The organism is Serratia sp. K-E0102 (genome assembly GCF_029962625.1).
In the GTDB taxonomy this organism is placed as follows: Bacteria; Pseudomonadota; Gammaproteobacteria; order Enterobacterales; family Enterobacteriaceae; genus Serratia; species Serratia sarumanii.
Window position 1 is genome coordinate 4870579 of the sequence record NZ_CP124754.1, and the last position, 22701, is coordinate 4893279.

Below are 22701 nucleotides of genomic sequence, written 5' to 3' on the forward strand. Positions count from 1 at the left end.
TGGGGGGAGCCGGGTTATTCGCCTTGCAGCAATACTTCCAACTCAGCAAGGATCAGTTTTGACAATCCTTTAACGGTCTGCTCCTGGTAAAACAGATCGACGCGAATATCAATTTCAAAAATACCTGATACCGTCGACACAACCTGAACCGCCAACAGTGAATTACCGCCGAGTTCAGTGAAATTATCGTTCACGCCAATCCCAGAAATACCGAGGATGGACTGCCAAACTTTGACGATTTCCTTCTCGATGTCGTTTTCGGGCGCCATATATTCCACAGACAACGCGGGCCGCACATGGCCATCAGCGGCTTTTTCCTCCTCATTCTCCAATAAGGTTTCATTTTGAGCCGGGATAGACTCATCGATCAGTTGCCCAAGGTCGCTGGTGACAATAACCAATTGTTCAAATTCCAAATGCGCCAGCTGGCGTTTCAGCGCATCGAGCCCTTCATTGAACAAAATATCCTTGTCCGCAAGATTGACTTTCACCGCCGCGGGCGCCGCCTTCTCGTCCGACTCCACCACCTGATTGACTTGGGTCATTTTAATCAGAGTGTAATTTTCCAACGTCAATAACGGCACGCCGGCATGTGACAGGAAGACAATATCCATCGTAATGGCATTGTCCGTATGCTGATACGGCCCCTTCAGTTTGAGGTGCGCATAGCAATCCGTTTCCAGCGGCGCGTGGTAGGTTATTTTGCCGTAACTGATCGGCAGGAAGTTTTCCTGAGTGATATAAGTCAGGCAGCGGATCGCCGTGGCGTCGATCATCGCCGGGTGGAATGGATAGCGCGCAAAATCGTCATGGAAATCGGAACCGATAACTTTATGCATCAACCATTCGTTTTCCCCTTGCAAAATGTCTTGGTGGTTGTCCCACCGCGGGCTCAGCGAAAGGAAGACATCGCCAGTATTGGCGTTGCCCAGCTCGCACTCCAGCGGCTCGTACGCCAATGCTTTCGTACAGCGCTGGCGAAGAGACTCAAGCGATGCCGGTTCATCCTCTGACTCAGCCACTTTTGAGCTGACTAAACCCAGCGCATGCTCCTGCCAGGCCAGATCCAACAGGCCTCTGCTTCGCAGGCTAAACTTGTAACCATGACTCTCTGCGGTGACCAGCAACTGCATGTTGCGCGGCCAGGCATGATGATAAATGACGGGTTGCGTCAACAGCAGATTCTTAACCTGCAATCTCTCTTGAGGTTTAAAATGGCTCATCCATTCGTACAGCATCGATAATATCGTCGCGCCGACCAATGACGGCTGATGCGTCAAGCGATGCTCATCAATGACCCAGTCTTTTTGCACCGCCAGGTTGACCCGATAACGCTCTTGCATTCCCTCACGGCCAATCAACGTCAACAAATCGCCCTCTACTTCTTCAAACTGTGCGGATTTACTATTTTTTTGCTCAATCAGATGATTGCTCCAACGCACCGCCATACCGATATCCCCCCACTTGCCCCAGTTGAGAGAAACCGTATGCCCAGAACGTTGCTGGTTGCGGTAATGGGCGAAAGCGTCCATAAACGCATTGCCCGCGCAATAATCGATGCGCGCCTCATCGCCGACAATCGAAGTGATCGAAGAGAAAAGAATGAAGAAATCAGGCTGTTTATCTTTAAGCAGCTCGTCCAAAATCAAACTGCCGTTCACTTTGGGATTCAACACGCCAGCGCAATCGGCGTCATTTTTCAGCGGAATAATTCCGCCGCCGGCAATCCCCGCGGTATGGAAAACGCCATCTATGCGGGTAAACCCGGCCAGCACATCGCGCATACCGGCATAATCGCAGACATCAACCTGCGCAAGATGCACGGTGTTTCCACGTTCTTCCAGCCGTAAAACCCCCGCGATTTTCTCACTCACCGAATCGTCCACCGAATGCTGCTGCAGCCACGCTTGCCATTGATCGCGCGGCGGCAGCTCAGTGCGATAAGTCAGGATCAAAGTCGCATTGCTGACCTCTGACACATGGCCCGCAACCAACATGCCCAGTCCGCCCAAACCACCGGTAATGAGGTAGACACCCTCATCCTTCAGCTCCGCAGCAATTCCCGTATCATCTTGCTTCAGATGAACGGCCTGATAATCTTCCTCCCACCGGTTGCGCCCGCGATAAGCCACCAGATTGCCATGCGTATCGATATGGCTTTCGTCAATCAATTGCTGTGCTAAATCATGGGGCGCCGTGTAGCCGAATAAATCCACATCCACAACGTGGCACCGCACTTCGGGATACTCGTGATAAAAGACGCGCGCAGGCCCAACGACCAACGCTTTTTGCGGTGAATACAGCCGTTCCTCCGTCACATTGAAAATATTGTTGGTCACAAACAAGAGGTGCAGGTTTTCCAGCAGGTTTTCACTGACCAATGCCTGCTGCAAATAAAGAGGGCTGTAAAATGCGTCGACCTGCAGCGCATAGCCATCACCATGGCACTGCGGTGCGCCGTTATCGGCAGAAAGGTTCCACATATTAATGATGCGAGTGGGACGCAGCGCCAGGTTCTTCACACTTTTCAGCAGGCGAACGTAGTCTTCGCGTTTGGAGGGATCGATAACGTAACACCCGTTCGCCGCATCCTCCTCATAGTGAGTGCCGCGCCAGACGGTCAATACGCGCTGTGCGCTTTCCGCCAGCTGCCTTTGAATATGTTCGGCGATAACCATGGCGTCCACGAACAGCAGCCAACATTCCGAGTCTGGATCGATGCGGCTACCTGCCATGAACCTGGCGGGAATGGTGCGTTTCCAGGCCGGCATGTGAAACCATTCGCCAATATCCGCTTTTTTGCGTTTGAGGGCGCTGACGGAACTGGCGCTCTGTCCTCCTTCGGCTCCTCGCTTCAGCGCCGGCAGCTTGAATTCCTTACGTTCGAAAGGATAGCCCGGCAATGGCAACCGGCGGCGATGTTCATCACCGTAAAATTGAGCCCAGGAGATTGTTACACCGCTGGCCCACAGGCATCCCAGCGAGGTAAGTAAATATTCTCCCGTCAATTCCACATCCTTCGCGGTAGGCAGCGAAGAGTAAATCAACGCGCTTTCATCCGCCTTGAAATGCTGCTTCGCGGCCGATTCAAGAGAACGGCCTGGCCCCACTTCCAGGAAGATATAATGCTGATGTTCTTCAGACATCAACGTTTTGAATGCGTGAGAGAACAGCACTGGATTGCGCACATGTCTCACCCAATAATCGCTGTCAGTAGCTAGCGCATCGGTTATCCAATCGCCACTCACCGTAGAGACGAATGGGATTTTTGGGGCGTGCAATTCAATGCCGTCGATGACCTCTTTAAAAGCTGGCAATGCCGGTTCCATCATGTATGAATGGAAGCCATGGGAGGTATCCAGATGCTTGCAAAACACATTGTTGTCTTCAAGCTGCCGTTGAAATACCTCAATCTCATCCAAATCGCCGGCGACCACGCAGAGCCCCGGGTAATTCACGGCGGCAATCTCCAATTTGTCGCCCTGTAACCGCTGACGCAGCGACTCTTCATCCATCAGCACGGCAAGCATTGCGCCAGCCGGCAGCGCTTGTACCAGTTTGCCGCGTAACGCCACCGCGCGCAGCGCATCTTCCAGGGAGAACACGCCGGCAATACACGCTGCGACATATTCGCCAACGCTGTGGCCTATCATGGCATCGGGTTTGATCCCCCACGACATCCATAATTGCGCCAGACTGTATTCGACAATAAATAGCGCAGGCTGCGTAAACTGGGTTTCATTAATACGGTTTTTTCTTAATCCTTCGTCGCCTTGGAAAATTATCGACAATAAATTTACGCCCAAGATCGGGTCCAAATAGCGACAGCAGCGATCCATCACTTCGCGGAATTTCGGGTAAGTGGCGTACAGCTCACGGGCCATATTGATGTATTGGTTGCCCTGGCCGGGGAACATAAACACCACGGCCTTATCGCCTTTCGTCAACGTTGAAATATTGGCGGACGGCTGGTTCAATTTCTCCAGTAACGTTTCACGATCCTGCCCTACGACGACCGTGCTGTGCGCAAACGGCTGGCGGCCCACCTGTAGCGTGTAGGCGACATCGCCAAGATTGACGTCCTTGTTTTCAACCAAGAAATCGTGCATACGTTGTTTCATCGCTTCCAACGCAGTTCGGCTCTTCGCCGAGAATGGCAACATAACCAAGCCATCATGGCGAGTGCTTGGCTCCGTTCGCGGCGGAGCCTCAAGAATGACACAGGCGTTCGTCCCCCCTACGCCAAACGAATTCACCAATGCACGATGCGGTTCGTCAGAACTCGCCAGTTTGCTCAATTCGGTATTCATCACAAACGGGCTGGTTTCAAATGCAATATTGGGATTTGGCGAAATATAATGCAGTGAAGCAGGAAGGTCCCCTTTCTCCAATGCCAATGACGCCTTAATTAAGCTCGCCATGCCGGAAGCAGCATCCGTATGCCCGATATTCGTTTTTACCGAACCCAGCCGGCAATATTGTTTTCTGTCGGTAAATTCACTGAACGTCTGGCTGAGCGAAGTGAACTCGATAGGATCCCCCAACGCAGTCGCGGTGCCATGCGCCTCGACGAAACTGATGGTATCCGGATGAACCTGCGCGTTGTCGAACGCCTGTTTCGCCACCGAAATCTGGCCTTCGATACTTGGCGCGGTATAGCCCGCCTTCAGATTGCCGTCATTATTAATCGCCCCGCCTTTCAATACCGCATAGATATGGTCGCCATCACGCAATGCGTCACTCAAGCGCTTCAATATGACAACGCCGGCTCCGCGACTGAATACGGTGCCATTGGCACGAGAATCAAAAGCATAACAACGCCCATCCGCGGACTCCATTCCGCCTTGCATGTATTGGTAGCCACGGCGTTCAGGGGTATCGAGGGAAACGCCACCGGCGACTATCAGATCGCTTTCCCCATTCAGCAGACTATTAATACCCATCACCACGGCGACCATCGCGGTAGAACACGCCGTTTGCACATTAACGCTGGGCCCTTTTAAATTCAGCTTGTACGACACCCTGGTGGTAACATAATCCTTATCGTTATTGGTCACCACTGAAGCACCGCTCACGTACTTTTGCACATCAGGATGCGTATTGACTTTATTCAAATGCCACGCAGTACCGGTTCCGCCAAAGACGCCGACTTTACCGGGATAGGTACTGGGTACATAACCCGCATCTTCAAATGCATGCCAGCTGCATTCCAAAAATACCCGATGTTGAGGATCCATAATTTCCGCATCACGAGGTGTGATATCGAAGAAATTGGCGTCAAAATATTGCGCATTACCCAAGATGCCTCTGCGACGAATATAGTTTGACGAGGCGATCATTTCCTCTTCAATGCCGCTGGCTCTAAGCTCCTCTTCAGTGAACGTACTGATCGTTTCTACACCATCTAGCAGATTTTTCCAGAACATTGCCTTATCTTCTGCACCCGGGAAGCGCGCAGACATTCCCACGATAGCGATATCCCTATCACGGCACGTTGTTTGATATTTCATCTTTACCTCACCATGTGTAGCACAATTAAAATTAATAAATTATTTGTTTTTTCCTAATAGCTCAGCATTTTTCTCTGCAATGCGTTGACTTAGCATCTGTACGGTTGGGTATTGGAATAAATCCATAATGGTAATGGGCGTGGAAAACTTATCTTTTATTTCCCTGTGTACTTTAGACATCAATAACGAATTACCTCCAGCGTCAAAGAAATTATCTTTCGTTGACAGCTCCTTGTTTTTTAAAACCGTTCTCCATACAGAAATGATTTGCGCTTCTATATCAGAACTCATCTTGCTTTTTATATCAACCATCTCTCTCTCTCCTTTATTTTCATGCGAACTAAGGTTAGATTTATCGACTTTGCCATTTGGATGAATCGGCATCTTATCCAATGAAATAAATCTGGAAGGTAGCATAAAGAAGGGCAGAGACTTCGCCAAAGCGCTCTTTACCTCCTGAACATTAACAGGCTGTTGATGACGAGAAACATAAAATGCAGATAGCGTTGGTATTTTATTATTTTGGTTGAACTCTACAATAACGGCAGCATGCGATATCTGGGGCAAAGCCTGCAAATGCATTTCGATTTCAGCCAGTTCAATCCGATGCCCACGAACTTTTACCTGATCATCAACCCTGCCGATAAATTCCAAGACATTGTCATCAAGGCATTTGACCAAGTCGCCGGTTCGGTACATTTTATGATTTTCGCCCGGGATAAAAGGATCTTTGACGAAACGCTCGAGGGTCAACGTTTCAGCATGCAGATACCCCTTGGCCAGAATGTCGCCGCCCAAATAAAGCTCACCGCAGTTTCCGGGTTGAACAGGTTTAAGCGCGTTGTCCAACACATAGGCGCGCGCATGGGGAATCGGCCGTCCTATGGGAACCATGCCCTCTCCCTGCTCTGGCAAGCACGGCCAATGGCAGGCAAAAATAGTCGCTTCCGTCGGCCCATACAGATTGTGGATCTGCCCGGAGAACTGACGGCTCAAATCGTCGACCAAACTCTGCGGCAGCGCTTCGCCACCGGCGAAAATATGCGTTAAAGTTCGACAATCGCCCACCACATCGGCATCAACGATAATGCGTAACGCAGTGGGTACAAATTGGGCAACGGTAACCCGGTGGCGGCGAATGAAATTTGCCATTAGCAGGGGATCATATTTCATTTCCTCATCGATCAGCGCGCAGCTTGCGCCAGTCATCAAAGGCCAAAATATTTCCCAGACAGAAACATCGAAACTGAAGCTGGATTGGTTCAGTACCACATCATGCTGGCACAGATTGAACGCAGCCTGCATCCATTTCAAATACTGTACAACCGTGCGATGACTGACCATCACCCCCTTCGGCTTACCGGTTGATCCGGACGTATACATGACATAACAGAGATCGGACCCACTGACTTTCGGCAAAGCCGATGCCAAAGGTAAAGTGAGGTCCAGGCGCGTGATGTCCAACCATTCGCAACGCTGGGAGGCGTCTTTCAACGCCTGATCCAGAACACCGCTCGTAATGACCAGTCTCGTACCAGCATGGTCAATCATGTATGCCAGACGGTTAACAGGATAATATGGGTCCAATGGCAAATAGCAGGCGCCTGCCTTGAGTATTCCTAATAAACTGATAACCAGATCCATTCCCTTATTAAGGTAAACGCCGACGATATCCCCTGGTTTTATCCCATGACTAATTAATCGCTCCGCCAATGCATCCGTATATTGGTCCAGTTTTTGATAGGTCAGTGCGTTATTATCACATCGCAACGCCACCAAATCCGGCGTAGCATTACTCTGCCATTTAAATCTAGCATGAATAATATCTTCAGATACCATGATCTGAACCTCTAATTTATATTGTATTGTTTGAAAGTAGATTTCTTAAAAACAGGATGCATCAAAGAGTCATTCTTTCAATTATCCCGATATATTCTTTTGACAGCCGTATCACTTCATCTTTTTTTAGCGCTGCCATATGATAGTTAAAGCAAACATTTAGACATTCTCCTTCATGAATAGACAATGTCATATCGACTTTTGCGAAGTCGCTTTCTACCGCTTTGACGTCAATATCAACTCCACCACAATTGACCGGTGATGGCATCGCACTTAAATAGTTAAAACAGACCGGCGCATACAAGAGATCCATCCAGCCATGCGCGCGAATGTCACTATTCAAAATATCATAAGGTATCGTTTGATTTTCCAATAACCCATACACTCTTTTTCGACAACGATCTAAAAGCGATCCGATATCATCTTCAGGACTGTACTTATCGTAATAAGTCACTCTATTTACGAAACAACCCAACAGCGAGGTTTCTTCATAAAGCATGCGATTGGAGACAGGGATGCCAATTGGCACATGGCGATAACGCGTAAAAGTATTTAGCAACACATTGAATGCCGTCAGCATACAAACAAAAACTGTGGTTTGGTGGCTTCTCGCAAAGGCCATGAGCGATTGCGTCAACGCTTTCGAGATCGTAAACCACACATTTTTTCCCTCCAACGTATCTCGGGGGGAGAACAGGGAAGCATCTGCGCCGGTATGTACGTAATGAGCAAAAGTTTCCAGCCAAAATTCTCTTTCCTGCGGGTAGCGCGTCGGCTGGATGCACTGCTGTTGCCAGCAACGATAGTGCTGATACCCCTTGCCTTGGCCTAGCTCAAAGCCACGATCGCCCGCGCGGTAGGCCTGAAAATAAGCAATGAATTGCTTGAAGAATAAACCGATAGAGTCATGGTCAAAAACGGTGTGGTGGACCTGTAGCAAGAGAATGTGCCGGCTCGCCGATAGGGACATGAACCGGATATGAATGAGCGGCATGAGTTCAAGATCCATCTCGGGTACGCCGGCGGCGGCCAACAGCCCTTCGTCGCTCAGCTCATCGAAAGTGCAGATCTCCGCCGCGCACTCCTGGCGCACGATCTTCAAATCCGACGCGGGATAGTCTCCCTCACTGCAACTAACGTTGTTTAGATTAAAGCGACTGCGCAATACTGGATTATTCTTCAAGATCTGCTGAATACTCCACTCCATGGCGGAAATATCCAGCGGCCCACCGAAGGCCAACCTAAACGCAATCTGATAAGCGCCAGGCGCCGGGCTGATTTGATCTAAAGTTAAAAAATAGCGCTGTTCACTAGAGATAGACGGGAGCCTAAAATCATTTTCAAGCACAACCGGGTCAGTATCATTGACATAGTAAGGCACGATAAACGATAGCAGATGAGGCGTTGCATTATCGAAAAACAAGGTGTAATCAATATCGCTAAATAATCGGCGCTTAATTAATTGCCTTATCTGAATCACCTGCAACGAACCGCCACCCAGATCAAAGAAATTATCATCTGCGCCTAAGTCACAGAAACCTAATGCCTCCTGGAATATATCAATGAGTTCTTGTTCCAATTCGTTGGCGGCGGGACGAAAAACATAACTCAGCGCAGGGCGTGATGGAACGGGTTGGGGCAATCGCTGGAGGTCCAGTTTTCCGTTAGGAAGTTTTGGCATGGTTTCGACAAAAATAAAGTGCGAAGGAATCATGGCTGCCGGTAACGTCAAACGCAAAAAATTCCTGATTTCGTTTGCCGAAATAGTCCCCTCAGATTCCGGAACCAGGTAAGCGATCAATCGTATGCCCCCCGTGCTTTCCTCTGTCTTCCGCACCAAGGCGTGTCTAATTCTGTGATCTTCACGTAAGGCGATTTCAATCTCTTCCGGATCGATTCGCACTCCATTTATCTTGATCTGGCGGTCGATGCGACCCAGATAGACAATCTCGCCATGCGAATTGAATTTTCCCAAATCACCGGTTCGATGGCCACGATAGCACGCATGATCGATTTCCTGCGTAAAGAAACGTTGGTGAGTTAATGTATCGCGATTGAGGTAACCGCGCGCCACGCCTTCCCCAACAATACAGATTTCCCCACACCGATCGCCGCTGACAGGTGAACAGTCATCATCAACAATCAGTATTTTACTGCCTCGCAATGCCTTACCCAGAGTGACCGCCTTCCCTTTTTCCAAACGAGCGAAAGAGCCGTTTGCCGTCGTTTCCGTAGGGCCGTATAGGTTATACACCGTTGCGTCTGGACATTGCGCAAAGGTTCGCTCTTTTAGATCAAAGGGAACCGGCTCACCGGAAAGAAATACGGTTGTTGGTAAACGCGACGCGCCGCCTGCTTGACGATCGTAGCGCAGCAACGCATCCCATACCGTCGGCACACAATAAAGCGCTCCTGAAGGATGTTGTTCGTACCAAGTCAGCAATTTTTCAGGCTCATGCAAAATATTGGCAGGTAAAATATGCAACGTATCGCCACGCAGCAAAGGGGCATAAAGTTGCGTAACCGCAGCAGCAAAACTCAAGGTTGAAGTCAGCGGTAATACTGCCTGAGTTTCAGGCCAAAGTGCTTGGTTGAACCAATCCAGGTAATAACTCAAATTCCCGTGCTCAATGACAACCCCTTTTGGTAACCCGGTAGAGCCTGAGGTATACAGCACATAAGCGATATCCGTTTTCTGTACCACGGGCAGGCTTATCGTAGCCGGCATATCTGCATAGGCGATATCCTCTAACGCCAGCGTAGAAGGGAAATTTTTTCCTATCCCCGTTTTACGCATGATGGAAACCGTGGTCAGCAACAAAAAGGCTGCAGCGTCATCGAGAATTTTTAATACTCTCTCGTTAGGCAAAAAATCTGATAAGGGAATATAGGTGTAGCCCGCTTTGAGAATTGCCAACAGCACCACAGGCATCATTAGACCTGGCTCCAGATAGACAGCAATTCTTCCTCGTGGATGCATCGGATATTTTGATAATAAATAGCGCGCTAGTAGATTGGACTGGTATTCAAGCTGGGCATAACTCAACGTTTGCTCGCCAAAAACGACTGCACGCTTAGCCGGTCGTTGGGTTGACCACGTCGAAATGGGTTCAAAAATAGGCTTTCTGTCATTCATAACAGCTCCTTCCATATTTTCCGCCTAAACTCAACAGTAAAATCCAAAGAAACTCAGGTTCAAACCTCGGTATGTTTTTTGATCAAAAAAATGCCCGAAGGTTGGCCATCAGATTCTTAATAAAGCTGGCGTTTTTTTTGCAATCAAAAGACAGTCATTACGACAACTGACATATGCAGAGGAAAGCATGATCGCGCAGTCTTGCCACGATTCATCTGAAATTTAAAATAACCTAGCCTATTTAATATCTCTAAATAGTTATAATTATGGATAATTCCTACTGAATGATTACGTCAAGTAATTAGTTAGGAATAATAATACCATGAGAATGATACTCAAAGACCAAAATGATTCAATTTGTAAAATATAAAAATTTTCGCATGCTTTATCTGATTAAAATTTAACCGATATAACCGCAATAAGTTGATTTTAAAAAAAATAAAAAAACAACTTAATCAGAAAGCATTTGTTACACATGATATTTACTTTTGATTTTTTTGGCATTTGACAGAAGATAAAGTTAAACAAACTTAAACAAATTGCGGTATGAAACTCACTTTTAGAATAGGGGTATAAATATAAAACCGTGATGCAATCGACATTTTATCAAATCGTCTAAACAATTATTTTTGTAATTATTAACATATCAATATCTGGGTATCGAGATAAAATCGTCGCATATATTCTCACTGTTAATGCATAACCATGTTACTGACTGGTGATAATTCAACGTTCCCTTTGTATTACCCCTTTCCTTGTCGCTACATGATCAATCCTGCTTCAATGCTCACTTCACAAGACGTGACAGCGTTTGCGCTCAAAACCACCCCACGGATGGCCATGCCCTTATGGCCGCTAATGCTTACTTATTCCCGCAGGAGATTCCCGTTATTTACTCCGTATATTACGAATAAATATCCAAAATCTGGCGGCAGGTTTTAAAACATTTTAGAACGTTTCATCACGCTCATTCAGGTGTAGCCAACGCTGAACTTAACAACAGCGAACAAATGATAAAAGATATCCGCTATTAACACCGAAAATGGTCTACTCTGAGCGTTAATTTTCCCTATAGATTGCGAGCCGGAATGCATGCCCAGAACAGCCAAAGCCGTTGACGTCCCCGCCCTCGGCGAGCTCGATCGTCAGGCGGGTCAACTTAGCCACCAGCTGGCGCAGGCCCTGCGCCAGGCCATCCACCGGGGCGATCTGAAAGCGGGCGACCTGCTGCCCTCGACGCGCCGGCTGTCGGCGGCGCTGAATCTGGCGCGCGGCACGGTATTGGAGGCGTTCGCTCAGCTAACGGCGGAAGGTTTTCTCGAGCCGCAGCCCGGCTCCGGCACCCGGGTCGCCCACTATCAGGCGTCGCGCCGCACGCCGCACGCCACGGTGCAGGCCGCTCCGTCCACAGCCGTGCCGCTTTCCGCACAGGCGCAGCATCTGGCGCGCTTTGCCGCCCAGGCGCGGGCGTTGCCGCCGGTGCCGTTCACCGTCTCGGTGCCGATCGGCGATACCGCGCCCGACGATATCTGGCGGCGGCTCGGCAACCGCATCCGGGCGCGCGGCCCCGGCGCCCCGTCAGGCTACGGCGATCCGCTGGGCGCGTTGCCGCTGCGCGAAGCCATCTGCGACTATGTGCGCCGTTCCCGCTCGGTAAACTGCACGCCGCAGCAAATCCTCATCACCTCCGGCACGCAACAAGGGCTCTATTTGGCCGCACAGATCCTTCTGGACGCTGGCGACAGCGCCTGGGTGGAAGACCCCGCCTACGCCGGCATCACCGCCATTTTCGACAGCCTGTTTCGCGATCGGCGCATGATTAGGGTGCCCGTCGCCGCCGACGGCATCGACGTCGCCGCCGGTATCCGCCTGGCCGCCGACGCCCGCGCCGCCTTTGTCACGCCGTCCCATCAATATCCGCTGGGCATGCCGATGAGCATGGCGAAAAGAAGCGCCCTGTTGGGCTGGGCCAAAGAGCGGCAGGCCTGGATCGTGGAAGACGACTACGACAGCGAGATGCGCTACGCCGGCCACCCGTTCCCTTCGCTGCAGGGGCTGGCGCCCGAGCGAACGCTCTATCTCGGCACCTTCAGCAAGGTGCTGTTCCCTTCGCTGCGGCTGGGTTACGCCATCGTGCCGCCACCGCTGGTCGACGCCTTTTGCGGCGCCAGGATCCTGATGGATCGCCATCCGCCCAGCGCGGATCAACACGTGCTGGCCGCCTTTATCGCCGAAGGGTATCTCGACCGGCATATCCGCAAAATGCGCGGCGTCTACGCCGAGAAACGCCGGGTGCTGATCGAGGCGATCAACACGCACATCCCCGCCGATTTGGCGATAGTGCAGCCCTGCGATCAGGGCATGCACATGGTGCTGTGGCTGAGGAAAGATCTCGATGACGTGCGGGTCGCCCAATGCGCCAACGAAGCCGGATTGGCGCTGCGGGCGGTGTCGCCGATGTATGCGCCCGGCCACGGTGAGCCGGGTCTGGTGCTGGGATTGGGCGGTTACGCCGACCGCCAGGTGCAACAGGCGGTGGAACGGCTCGGACAGGTGATCCTGGCCTGCGCCGGCAGCGGCGCCTAGCGGGAAAAGCGCTTGGCACCGAACACGCAAACCACCACGCCGGCCATCACGGCGATCATCATCGGCTGGACGGTTTCCTGCAGCAGCCAGCACGCCAGCGCCAGGCCAAAGAACGGCTGCAGCAGCTGCAACTGCCCGACGGCGGCGATGCCGCCCTGCGCCAGGCCGCGATACCAGAAAATAAACCCAATCCACATGCTGAACACCGAGACGTAAACCAGCGACAGCCAGGCGGCGCCGCTGACGGCAGGCCAACCGGCCGGCGCCGCCAGCCAGGTGGCCGCCAGCGTCAACGGCAACGCCGCCACCAGCGCCCAGGAGATCACCTGCCAGCCGCCGATCCGGCGCGACAGCACCGCCCCTTCGGCATAACCCAGGCCGCACAGCAGCACCGCACCGATCATCAGCGCATCCCCCTGCCAGGCTCCGCCGCTCCCCTGGCTTAGCGCGAAAGCGCCCACCAGCACGGCGCCGACGCCTGAAAAAGCCCAAAAAGCGGGCTTGGGCCGCTCTCCGCCGCGCAAAACGCCAAAACCGGCGGTCGCCAACGGCAGCAGGCCGATATACACCAGCGAATGCGCCGAGGTGGTGTGCTGCAGCGCCAGCGCCGTCAGCAGCGGAAAACCGATGACCACGCCGAGCGCCACAAACAGCAGCGGCGGCAAATCGGCCCGCGTCGGCCGCGCCTGGCGGGTGATCAGCAGCGCACACAGCGCCAGCAAGGCGGCGATCGCCGCCCTGACCGCCGTCAGAAACAGCGGATCGAGCTCCAGCACCGCCACCCGCGTGGCGGGCAGCGAGCCGCTGAAAATAATCATGCCGAGGAAGCCGTTCATCCAGCCCTGGGGCGAATGCCCGGCGGCGGGATGCGCAGGGGGAACAACGAGAGTTTTTTCAGACTGACTGTCCGTCATGTGAACGCTCCGCACGCCTGAGGCATACCGAAATCGGCAACCCGCGAGGCGATGTCATAGTGAAAGAGAACATCGTTCCCCGGCGTCACTTGCCGGGGCCTGGTTCTATTTTTCAGATAAAGCGGTTCACGGACAGGTCCGGATAGCGAGATTTTCACTGTGCCGGTTCCGCTAACGCCAAAGAAGGGCGTTTTTCGGGCTGTCCTTGGCCGTTTGGCGGCTCTGCCTGCGGGGTATCATGGACTTTTATGCGTTTTTGCAGAACAGGACAAGGTGCGGTGCCGTGGTGAAACCCTTCTTACGCAGTGGCAGTTTGGATGATGTGCTGGCTTTAGGCGAAAACGGGCAACCGATCTACGCCTGCGCGCAGCAGCTGCGGGAAACCCTGCGTCTTCGCCGGCAGCAGCAGGCCGCCGACTGTCTGGCGATCCCCCAGCCGAACGAAAGCGGCACCCGCATCGACTGGTATGCGCCCTTCCCCGGCAAGGTCACCTCCTGGCTGGCGGCGAGCGATGCCCAGCGCGCGCAGGCGGTGCGCCACCTGGAACACTGCCTGACGATCTTCCGCAGCCTGACGGAACAGGCCCAGGCGACCGATCACCCCAGCCATCGCCTGTTCGGTGCGCTGCTGGCCAAAGCGATGCACATGCCCGACCCCAACCACGTTTACCTGGTGGACGATCGGCCGGTGCTGACCTTCTGGGGCTTTATCAAGCCGCAGGCGCAGAGCCCGGACGATCCGCTGGCCTGCCTGCGCCCGCTCGAATCGGAAGTGGAAAAACCGGCGCCGATCGCCGCCGCACCGCGCAAGACGGCCGTTGTCGAACCGGTAAAACCGGCCCCGGCCGCCGAGCCTGAACCGGCGCCCGCCCCGGCAGCGCCTATCGAATCCTCTGCCGTCGTTCGCCCGCGCCAGCGCTACGCTCTCTGGCTGTTGCCCGTACTGTTGCTGGGCAGTGCGGCGCTGGCCGCCTGGCTGCACCGCTCGCCGCCGCCGCAACCGGCGATGCCGGCGGAGGTCCAGCATCCGGCGCCGCCGGAAAAAACCGCCGCGCCGTTGCCCAAGCTGCGCTTACCGCTGGCGCACGCGACGCTGATGCCGCCGCCCCCGGCGCCGGTCATCCCGCCGCCGCTGGACAAACATGCGCTGGTGCTGCCGCCCGAGGCGGTGAAGGCCGGCTCCACCCGTTTCCTTAATGGCAAATGGCGCGCCACGGTGGCGCTGAAAGACCCGATTACCGGCAAGCGCCCCAGCCTGCAATATCGTCTGAACGGCGGCAAAGGCATCGCCGTCATCGCCTACGGCGACGGCGTCAGCTGCCGGGTGGCGGTCGAAGCCGGGCTGATGCAGTCCGGCAATCTGGTGATCAACAGCCGCACCAAGGCGCGCTGCAGCGACGGTAGCCGCTACCAGATCCCGGAGATCGTTTGCCGCCAGGGCGAAACCGGCGCGGCGGAGTGCACCGGCCGCTACGATGCGGACACCACCTATCCCATGACGTTCAAGCGCGAGAGTAAATGATGCTGGCACCCCTTACGGACTACAAACACGGCATTACGCTGATTCAGGACAGCGGCATTCAGTTTCTGGACTTTGCCCTGACGCCGCTGCTGGACGCCGAGTTTCCCGGCAAATTCGTGCGCAAGACCGCCAGCGGCCCGCTGCTGCGCCTGCAATGGGAGGCCGAGAGCGGCAAATACCAGCTGCCGGCCGTGGGCGACCAGGCCGCCGAAGTGGTGCGGCCGGAGTTCAGCTATCCGCTGCAGCAGTCGCTGCGCCTGCTGGATAAGCTCTGGCTGCCGCTGCCCTTCTTGCGCCACACCCCGGCAGGCCTGTTTTTGTCGGGCCCGGACAACTGGGCGCGCCTGCAGGTGGTGCAGCTGGATGAACCGGATCAGGACGGCAACCTGCTGCGCGTGGTGCTGGCCTTCGACACCCGCGCCGCCGCACCCGGCCAGGAGACGCTGGCGCCGGGCGAAAGCGATCTCGGCACCGGGCTCAACTTCGCGCTGGCGCACCGCAACCACGAACTGGGCGAGTTTCTCGATCTGACCTGGGTAGACGGCTGGCTGCGCGAAGCGTTCAGCCAGCGCGCCGCCGAGCGGGAGCAGCGTGCCGAAGTGGAGATCAACGCCGGGCTGAAAACCTTCGAGTATCAGGCGCACTACCTCAATCTGCTGCACATGCTCGGCCATCAGCTGGCGGTACCGCAGATAAAGATGGTGGCGGCGACGTTGCAGCAACCGGCGATCGACGTCGATCTGGTGCTGGACGTCGGCAACTCGCACACCTGCGGCGTGCTGGTCGAAGACCACCCGGAAGAGAGCAACGGCCTGAAGCAAACCTACGAGCTGCAGCTGCGTTCGCTGTCCGAACCGCACCGCGTCTACAACGAACTGTTCGAGAGCCGGGTGGAGTTTTCTCAGGCCAGCTTCGGCAAGCCGCATCTGTCGTTCCAGAGCGGGCGCGACGACGCCTTCCAGTGGCCCTCCATCACCCGCGTCGGCCGCGAAGCCGCGCAGCTGGCGCAGCGGCGAACGGGCCATGAAGGCACTACCGGCATTTCCAGCCCGCGCCGCTACCTGTGGGACGAGGAGCGCTATGCGCCCGGCTGGCGCTTCAACGAGCGGCACGAGCCGATGGCCGCCGCCGCGCCGTTGACCACCCTCATCAACGACGAAGGCGTGCCGCTGTCCGCCCTGCCGACGGCGCAACGGCTGCCAGTGTTCGCCGCCCATTACAGCCGCAGCGCGGTGATGACGCTGATGCTGAGCGAGCTGCTGGCGCAGGCGCTGATGCAGATCAACAGCATCGCCCAGCGCAGCCGCATGCCGAACGCCGCCGCGCCGCGCCGTTTGCGCGCCATCATTCTGACGCTGCCTTCGGCCATGCCGAAGCCGGAGCGCGAGATCTTCCGCCGCCGCATGCAGGAAGCGATCGGGCTGGTGTGGAAGTCCCTCGGCTGGCACCCGCAGGATGCGCCGTTCGACGGCGCGCACGTCCGCTTCCCGGTGCCTCAGGTGCAGATGGAGTGGGACGAGGCCACCTGCGGCCAGATGGTCTATCTGTACAATGAAACCCAGGTGAACTTCGCCGGCCGCACCGACGCCTTTTTCGCCGCCATGGCCCGGCCCGACCGGCCGCTGGCGCCGGGTGAACAGGCGGGAAAAACGTTGCGCATCGCCTCCATCGACATCGGCGGCGGCACCACGGATCTGGCGATCACGCACTATTCGCTCGATGACGGCGTGGGCAACAACATCAAAATCAACCCGCGCCTGCTGTTCCGCGAGGGCTTTAAAGTCGCCGGCGACGATATCCTGCTGGACGCCATCCAGCAGTTTATCCTGCCCGCCGTGCAGCAGGCGTTCGAAGCCGCCGGCGTGAGCGCCGCCCCGGCGTTGATGGACAGGCTGTTCGGCAACGAAGGGCGCATGGACGGGCTTTCTACCCTGCGTCAGCAGGCGGCGCTGCAGATTTTCATGCCCGCCGGACGCGCGCTGCTCGGCGCCTATGAAGAATACGATCCGCTGGACAGCCGGGCGGAAATCGCCGCCAGCCTGGGCGATCTGCTGCCGCAGCCGCCGACGCCGCAGGTGCTGGCGTTTATCAACGGCGAGGTGCAGCGCGAAGCCGACAGCGACGCCTTCGATATTCTGCACACCCCGCTGGTGATCCGCCTGGCCGATCTGCACGCCGCCTTCTTGTCCGATCGCATCGGCATCGGCCGCTGCCTGCGCCTGTTGGCCGAGGTGGTGGCGCTGTATACCTGCGACGTGCTGCTGTTGACCGGCCGCCCGGCGCGTTTCCCCGGCGTGCAGGCGCTGCTGCGCCATCTGCAGCCGTTGCCCGCCAGCCGCATTCTGCCGCTCGAGGGCTACCACACCCGCAGCTGGTACCCGTTCAACAAGCGCGGCCGCATCGACAACCCGAAATCCACCGCCGCGGTAGGTGCCATGCTGTGCCTGTTGGCGATCGACCTGCGCCTGGAGAGCTTTTACTTCAACGTCGGCGATTTCCAGCCCTACTCCACCATTCGCCATCTGGGCATGCTGGACGGCAACAACATGCTGGCGGACGATAACGTCTATTACCGCGACATCGATCTGGATCGCGCCGACTTCGTGCTCGACCCCGCCGGCAGCTTCCAGCTGCGCGGCCCGCTGCGCCTGGGCTTCCGCCAACTGGACAACGAACGCTGGCCGGCCTCGCCGCTCTATACGCTGACCATTAATGACGCCCAGCTGGCGCGCAAACTGGCCGGCGATGCGGTGATCACCCTGCGGCTGGCCATTACCGCCAGCGCCGAACAGGGCGCAGAAAGCGTCAAGATCGCGCAGGCGTTGCTGGCCGACGGCAGCCCCGTCCCGGCGCACCACCTGCAACTGAAACTCAATACCCTGGCTGCCAGCGCCTCCGGCGCGACCCACTACTGGATAGACAGCGGGAGCATTTACCCACGATGAAAGCTACCACTACCGCCCAATCGGCCCCGAACCACGCACTCAGCGCCGGCATTCTGCAGGCGATCGCCTGGGTGAGCGCCGCGCGCCGGCAGTCCGCCCGTTTGGAACGGGAAGCCGATCGCCTGACGCTGCGCCTGCGCCGTTGCCATAACCGCGCACTGCAATTGGCGAAGGCGCAACCTGAGCAGGTCGCTATCGGCCTGTACGGCCACAACGCCGCCGCCAAGGCCCACCTACTGGCGGCGCTGGCCCCCGGCGCAGAAAGGCTGCACGGCGACGCCGCGCTGGCGGTGCGTTACTGCGCCACCGCGCCGACGCCGTCCACCGAGTATCCTCTCGCCCTCACGCTGCTCGATGAAGCGCAGTGGCTGGCCATCACGCTCGATGCCGCCGCGATGGGCGGCTTCCGGCTGGACTGGGACGCCCGCGCGATCGCCGGCCATCTGCAAGCGTTGGCGCGTCACCGCCAAGCCGTCGCCCTCGACGGCCTCAGCGACAGCGATGTGCTGGCGCTGTGGGATAGCCAACGCCGCCACGGCGACAAGGGGCAACAGACGCTGGACAGGCATTTCTGGCCGCAGGCCGTGGCGCTGGCGCCGCAGCTGAGCATCGACGATCGCGCGCGCCTGTTTGCGCCGCTGTGGGGAGAGGAAACGACGCTGACAGCGCATTATCGCCAGCTGGCGCACACGCTGCATGCCCTCGGTGGCAGCCGACAGGTTCATGCTCCGCACCGCGCCTTACCGCTGCTGACCGCGAGCGCCGCAGCGGAAAACGCCGCGATCGTCGTGATGGCCGAACACGGCGGTGAACGGAAGATCGCGTTGAGCGATCTGACCTGGCTGACCGCCGAAGTCACCACCGTTCTGCCGCAGACGGCGCAGGCGGGCCTGCCCGCCGACGTGGCGCTGGTCGACCTGCCCGGCAGCCGCGCCTGCCCGCAGGCGGAACCGACGCAGCGGCTGCAACAGGCGAAACGCGCCCATTTGCTGACCCGCTGCGCAGACGGCCTGCACGCCAACCTGCTGCTGGTGGCCGATGCCGCCGCCACGCCGCAGGACGCCGCCCGCGTCGGCCAGGCGCTCGCCAACTGGGTCAACCAGACTCAGGGAGAAACCCCGGCGCTGCGCCAGCGCCGCAAACCCGGCCTGATCTGGGCGATCACGCCGTTCGATCAACGCGGGGAAGGCAAAGCGCGCCCCGACGACGCCGTACAGCGCCAGGTCGGCGAGCCCGGCGACAGCTGGGCCACGCTGCTGGCGCTGGATGAACAGGATTGCCGCCGCATGGTAAGTTACCTGGCCACCCAGGCGCGCCCGGCCCAGAAGCAAGCGCGCCTGCTCGAACAGCGCGAAGAGTTGCAGCGTGAGCTGACGGAAAGCCTGCTCGGCAACTGGCTCACCGCCGCCGCTCCGCACGCGGCGCAGCAACGCGGCCAACAGCTGCTGCGCGCGCTGCAGGCGCAGGCCGGCCGCCACGGCGAACTGCTGGAACGGCTGTTGCCGCAGCGCGATACGTTGCGCCAGCTTTATCAGCAACAGCAGCACGCCGCGCCGGCCCCGACGACGACGCCTGTACCGTTCGGGCTCGACATCGATCTGTTCGGCGCGCCGGAAACCCCGGCATCCGGCGAGCCCTCCGCGTCGCCCTTTGCCGCGCGGGTATTCGCGGATTGGATCAACCATCTGCGCAGCCTGCCGGACAGCCGCCGGTTGCTGGAGCTGCTCGGCGTCGAAAAGCCGCATCTGGAACTGCTGGTCGATGCGCTGATCGGCGCCGCCTGTCGCCTGCGGCTCGATGATGAGCTGGAACGCGCGCTGTGCGCCGGGGGCCTGCCGGAACAGAGTGAAGATCGGCAAATCAGCCAGGCGCTGGCGATACTGGGCGACTTCGTCGCCTGGCTCGGCTTCCAGCGGCGCGATGCGGCAACGCGCCCCGAGAGCCGCGTCAACCCCGGCCAGCCGATCTTTACCCCGCCGCCGCAGCCGGCGGTGGACTGGAGCAGCCAGCAGCGGTTAACCCGGCTGGCGCCGACGCCGACCAAAAACACCGCGTTTTATATCTATGACTGGCTGATCGGCCTGCAAACCCTGCTGGCGGAGAATGCGGCGACGGAAAGCGCGCTCGGCGAGGCGCAGCGCGCGGCGTTGGAAGAGATCGTGGCGACTCTGCGATAAGCGGCGGCTCTGGCAGCAATAGGGGGCGAAAACAGGATAAATCGGGCGTTGCCGATTATGCTGATGAGTAACGCAGCGATTCTGGGAGAAAATCATGCCCCCTTTCAGCCTGAAGACTATCGATCATGTGGTTCTGCGCGTGCGCGATGCGGAAAAAAGCCTGCGGTTCTATACCCAGACGCTGGGTTGCGACATCGCCAAACGGCGGCCCGATTTGGGGCTGGTGCACCTGCGCGCCGGAACGGCCATGATTGATCTGGTCGACGTGAACGGCCAGCTTGGAAAAAAAGGCGGCGACGCGCCCGATCCTCACCGGCAAAATGTCGATCACCTCTGCCTGCGCATCGATCCTTTCAACGAAGACGAACTGCTGGCCTATCTGCGATCGCAGGGGATCGCCGTCGAGCCCGCTGAATCGCGCTACGGCGCGGAAGGCGACGGGCCATCGGTTTACTTCAGCGATCCGGACGGCAATCGCATAGAGCTTAAGGGGCCGGCGGCCGATTAAATCACGGTGTGTTCCGGATGTCGGATAATCATAAAATAGCCTTCTAAATCGGCCTAGCCCCTTCACGCTGCTGAACGTTAACGCCCCTGCGCCGCCAACGCCTGGGCGCAGGCCCAGGCCGAGCTCCACGCCCACTGGAAGTTGTAGCCGCCCAACCACCCGGTCACGTCCACCACTTCGCCGATAAAATAGAGCCCCGGCGCCTTGTGGGCTTCCATCGTCTTGGAGGAAAGTTCGTTGGTGTCGACGCCGCCGAGCGTCACTTCCGCCGTGCGGTAGCCTTCGGTGCCGTTCGGCTGCACGCGCCAGTTCTGCAACAGATCCACCAGCGCCGCCTGCTGCGGCGCATTCAGCTGCTTCAGCGTGGCCTCCGGCAGTTGTCCCAGGGTTTGCAAGCACTCCACCAACCGCTTCGGCAATTGCAGCGCCAGGGTGTTTTTCAGGCTTTGGTTCGGGTGCTGGCGGCGTTGATCATCCAGGAAGACCGCCAAATCCAGCTCAGGAAGTAAGTTAACGCTCACATACTCACCCGGTTGCCAGTAGCTGGACAGCTGCAGCACCGCCGGGCCGGACAGACCGCGATGGGTAAACAGGATGCTTTCACGGAAGCTGACGCCGTTCTCGGCGGTGATCACCGCCGGCACCGAGACGCCGGACAGCGTCTGCACATGCTCCAGCAGCGGCTTATGCAGGGTAAAAGGCACCAGCCCGGCGCGCGTCGGCAGCACCCTGAGGCCGAACTGCTCCGCCAGCTTGTAACCGAACGGCGAAGCGCCCAGCCCCGGCATGGACAAACCGCCGCTGGCCACCACAAGTGAGCGAGCACTCACTTTTTCACCATTCAGCGCCAGCGCGTAACCATGTTCGGTTTTCTCCACGCCCAGCACTTCGCTGCGCAGGCGCATCGTCACCTGGCCCAGCTCGCACTCTTTGACCAGCAGATCCACCACCTGCTGCGCCGAGTCGTCGCAGAACAGCTGCCCCAGCGTTTTTTCATGGTAGGCGATGCCGTAGCGGTTGATCAGATCGATGAAGTCCCACTGGGTGTAGCGCGCCAGCGCCGACTTGCAAAAGTGCGGGTTGTTCGACAGGTAGGCCGCCGGTTCGGCGTACATGTTGGTAAAGTTGCAGCGCCCGCCGCCGGACATCAGGATCTTGCGGCCCGGTTTTTTGCCGTTGTCGAGCAGCAACACGCGGCAACCGAGTTGCCCCGCCTGCGCGGCGCAAAACATGCCGGCGGCGCCCGCCCCAATCACTACGACATCAAACTGTTCCACCTGAGCCTCTCTTATCAAAACCACAATCGCGACAAAAGGGCGCCATATTACGCCGTTTCGCCGCCGGTCACCGCCAAATTCACGGCGGCAGATTGTAAAGCCCCGGCGCCGCCAACGCCATAGTAAGAAAATATTACAGAGGTCAGAGGAGATTAACGCATTGATATTCCATATTTTTGTTATAGGCGCGTCATCGTTTCGTCATGTCCAAATCAAAAAAACGTCATATTTTCCTTTTCCCCGGCCCCGGTTGTCACTGATAATGCGCGGCGTTCATGTCCACAAAC

Annotated in this window: 10 protein-coding genes; 5 read left to right on the forward strand and 5 right to left on the reverse strand. The window is 56.9% G+C overall.

Annotated elements, in window-relative coordinates:
* Positions 1–14 precede the first annotated feature (14 nt).
* The 3 genes from SSARUM2_RS23075 to SSARUM2_RS23085 form a co-directional block, all read right to left on the reverse strand.
* Complete coding sequence (locus tag SSARUM2_RS23075) at positions 15–5510, reverse strand: type I polyketide synthase (protein ID WP_049195621.1); 5496 nt, start codon at positions 5508–5510, stop codon at positions 15–17.
* 39 nt (positions 5511–5549) lie between these two features.
* Entirely contained in the window at positions 5550–7349 is a 1800-nt protein-coding gene (locus SSARUM2_RS23080; protein WP_060431501.1) for a non-ribosomal peptide synthetase, read from the reverse strand.
* Between the two features lie 61 nt (positions 7350–7410).
* Positions 7411–10485, reverse strand: a complete 3075-nt coding sequence (locus SSARUM2_RS23085) for an AMP-binding protein (protein WP_060431502.1) — start codon at positions 10483–10485, stop codon at positions 7411–7413.
* Between the two features lie 1092 nt (positions 10486–11577).
* Here SSARUM2_RS23085 and SSARUM2_RS23090 point away from each other — a divergent pair.
* On the forward strand, positions 11578–13071 hold the full coding sequence (locus SSARUM2_RS23090; RefSeq protein WP_049213705.1) for a PLP-dependent aminotransferase family protein: 1494 nt from the start codon (positions 11578–11580) through the stop codon (positions 13069–13071).
* Here SSARUM2_RS23090 and SSARUM2_RS23095 read toward each other — a convergent pair.
* Positions 13068–13907, reverse strand: coding sequence for a DMT family transporter (locus tag SSARUM2_RS23095; RefSeq protein WP_120151045.1), 840 nt, complete (start codon positions 13905–13907; stop codon positions 13068–13070). The genes SSARUM2_RS23090 and SSARUM2_RS23095 overlap by 4 nt on opposite strands.
* Positions 13908–14268: 361 nt before the next feature.
* Here SSARUM2_RS23095 and SSARUM2_RS23100 point away from each other — a divergent pair, with 361 nt between their 5' ends.
* The 4 genes from SSARUM2_RS23100 (at position 14269) to SSARUM2_RS23115 (ending at position 21137) form a co-directional block, all read left to right on the forward strand.
* Positions 14269–15507 (forward strand): SrfA family protein, encoded by a 1239-nt coding sequence (locus SSARUM2_RS23100; protein ID WP_060453112.1) that lies wholly within the window; start codon positions 14269–14271, stop codon positions 15505–15507.
* Entirely contained in the window at positions 15507–18452 is a 2946-nt protein-coding gene (locus SSARUM2_RS23105) for a virulence factor SrfB (protein WP_060424595.1), read from the forward strand. Before SSARUM2_RS23100 ends, SSARUM2_RS23105 begins: the two co-directional genes overlap by 1 nt.
* Positions 18449–20629: a virulence factor SrfC family protein gene (locus SSARUM2_RS23110; protein ID WP_060453111.1), complete on the forward strand. Its 2181-nt coding sequence runs from the start codon at positions 18449–18451 to the stop codon at positions 20627–20629. Before SSARUM2_RS23105 ends, SSARUM2_RS23110 begins: the two co-directional genes overlap by 4 nt.
* A gap of 94 nt (positions 20630–20723) precedes the next feature.
* Positions 20724–21137 carry a VOC family protein gene (locus SSARUM2_RS23115; protein WP_033649375.1) on the forward strand — a complete coding sequence of 138 codons (414 nt, stop codon included), beginning with the start codon at positions 20724–20726 and terminating at the stop codon, positions 21135–21137.
* Positions 21138–21214: 77 nt separating this feature from the next.
* Here SSARUM2_RS23115 and SSARUM2_RS23120 read toward each other — a convergent pair whose 3' ends face one another.
* Positions 21215–22414, reverse strand: a complete 1200-nt coding sequence (locus SSARUM2_RS23120; protein WP_060453110.1) for an NAD(P)/FAD-dependent oxidoreductase — start codon at positions 22412–22414, stop codon at positions 21215–21217.
* Positions 22415–22701: the final 287 nt, after the last annotated feature.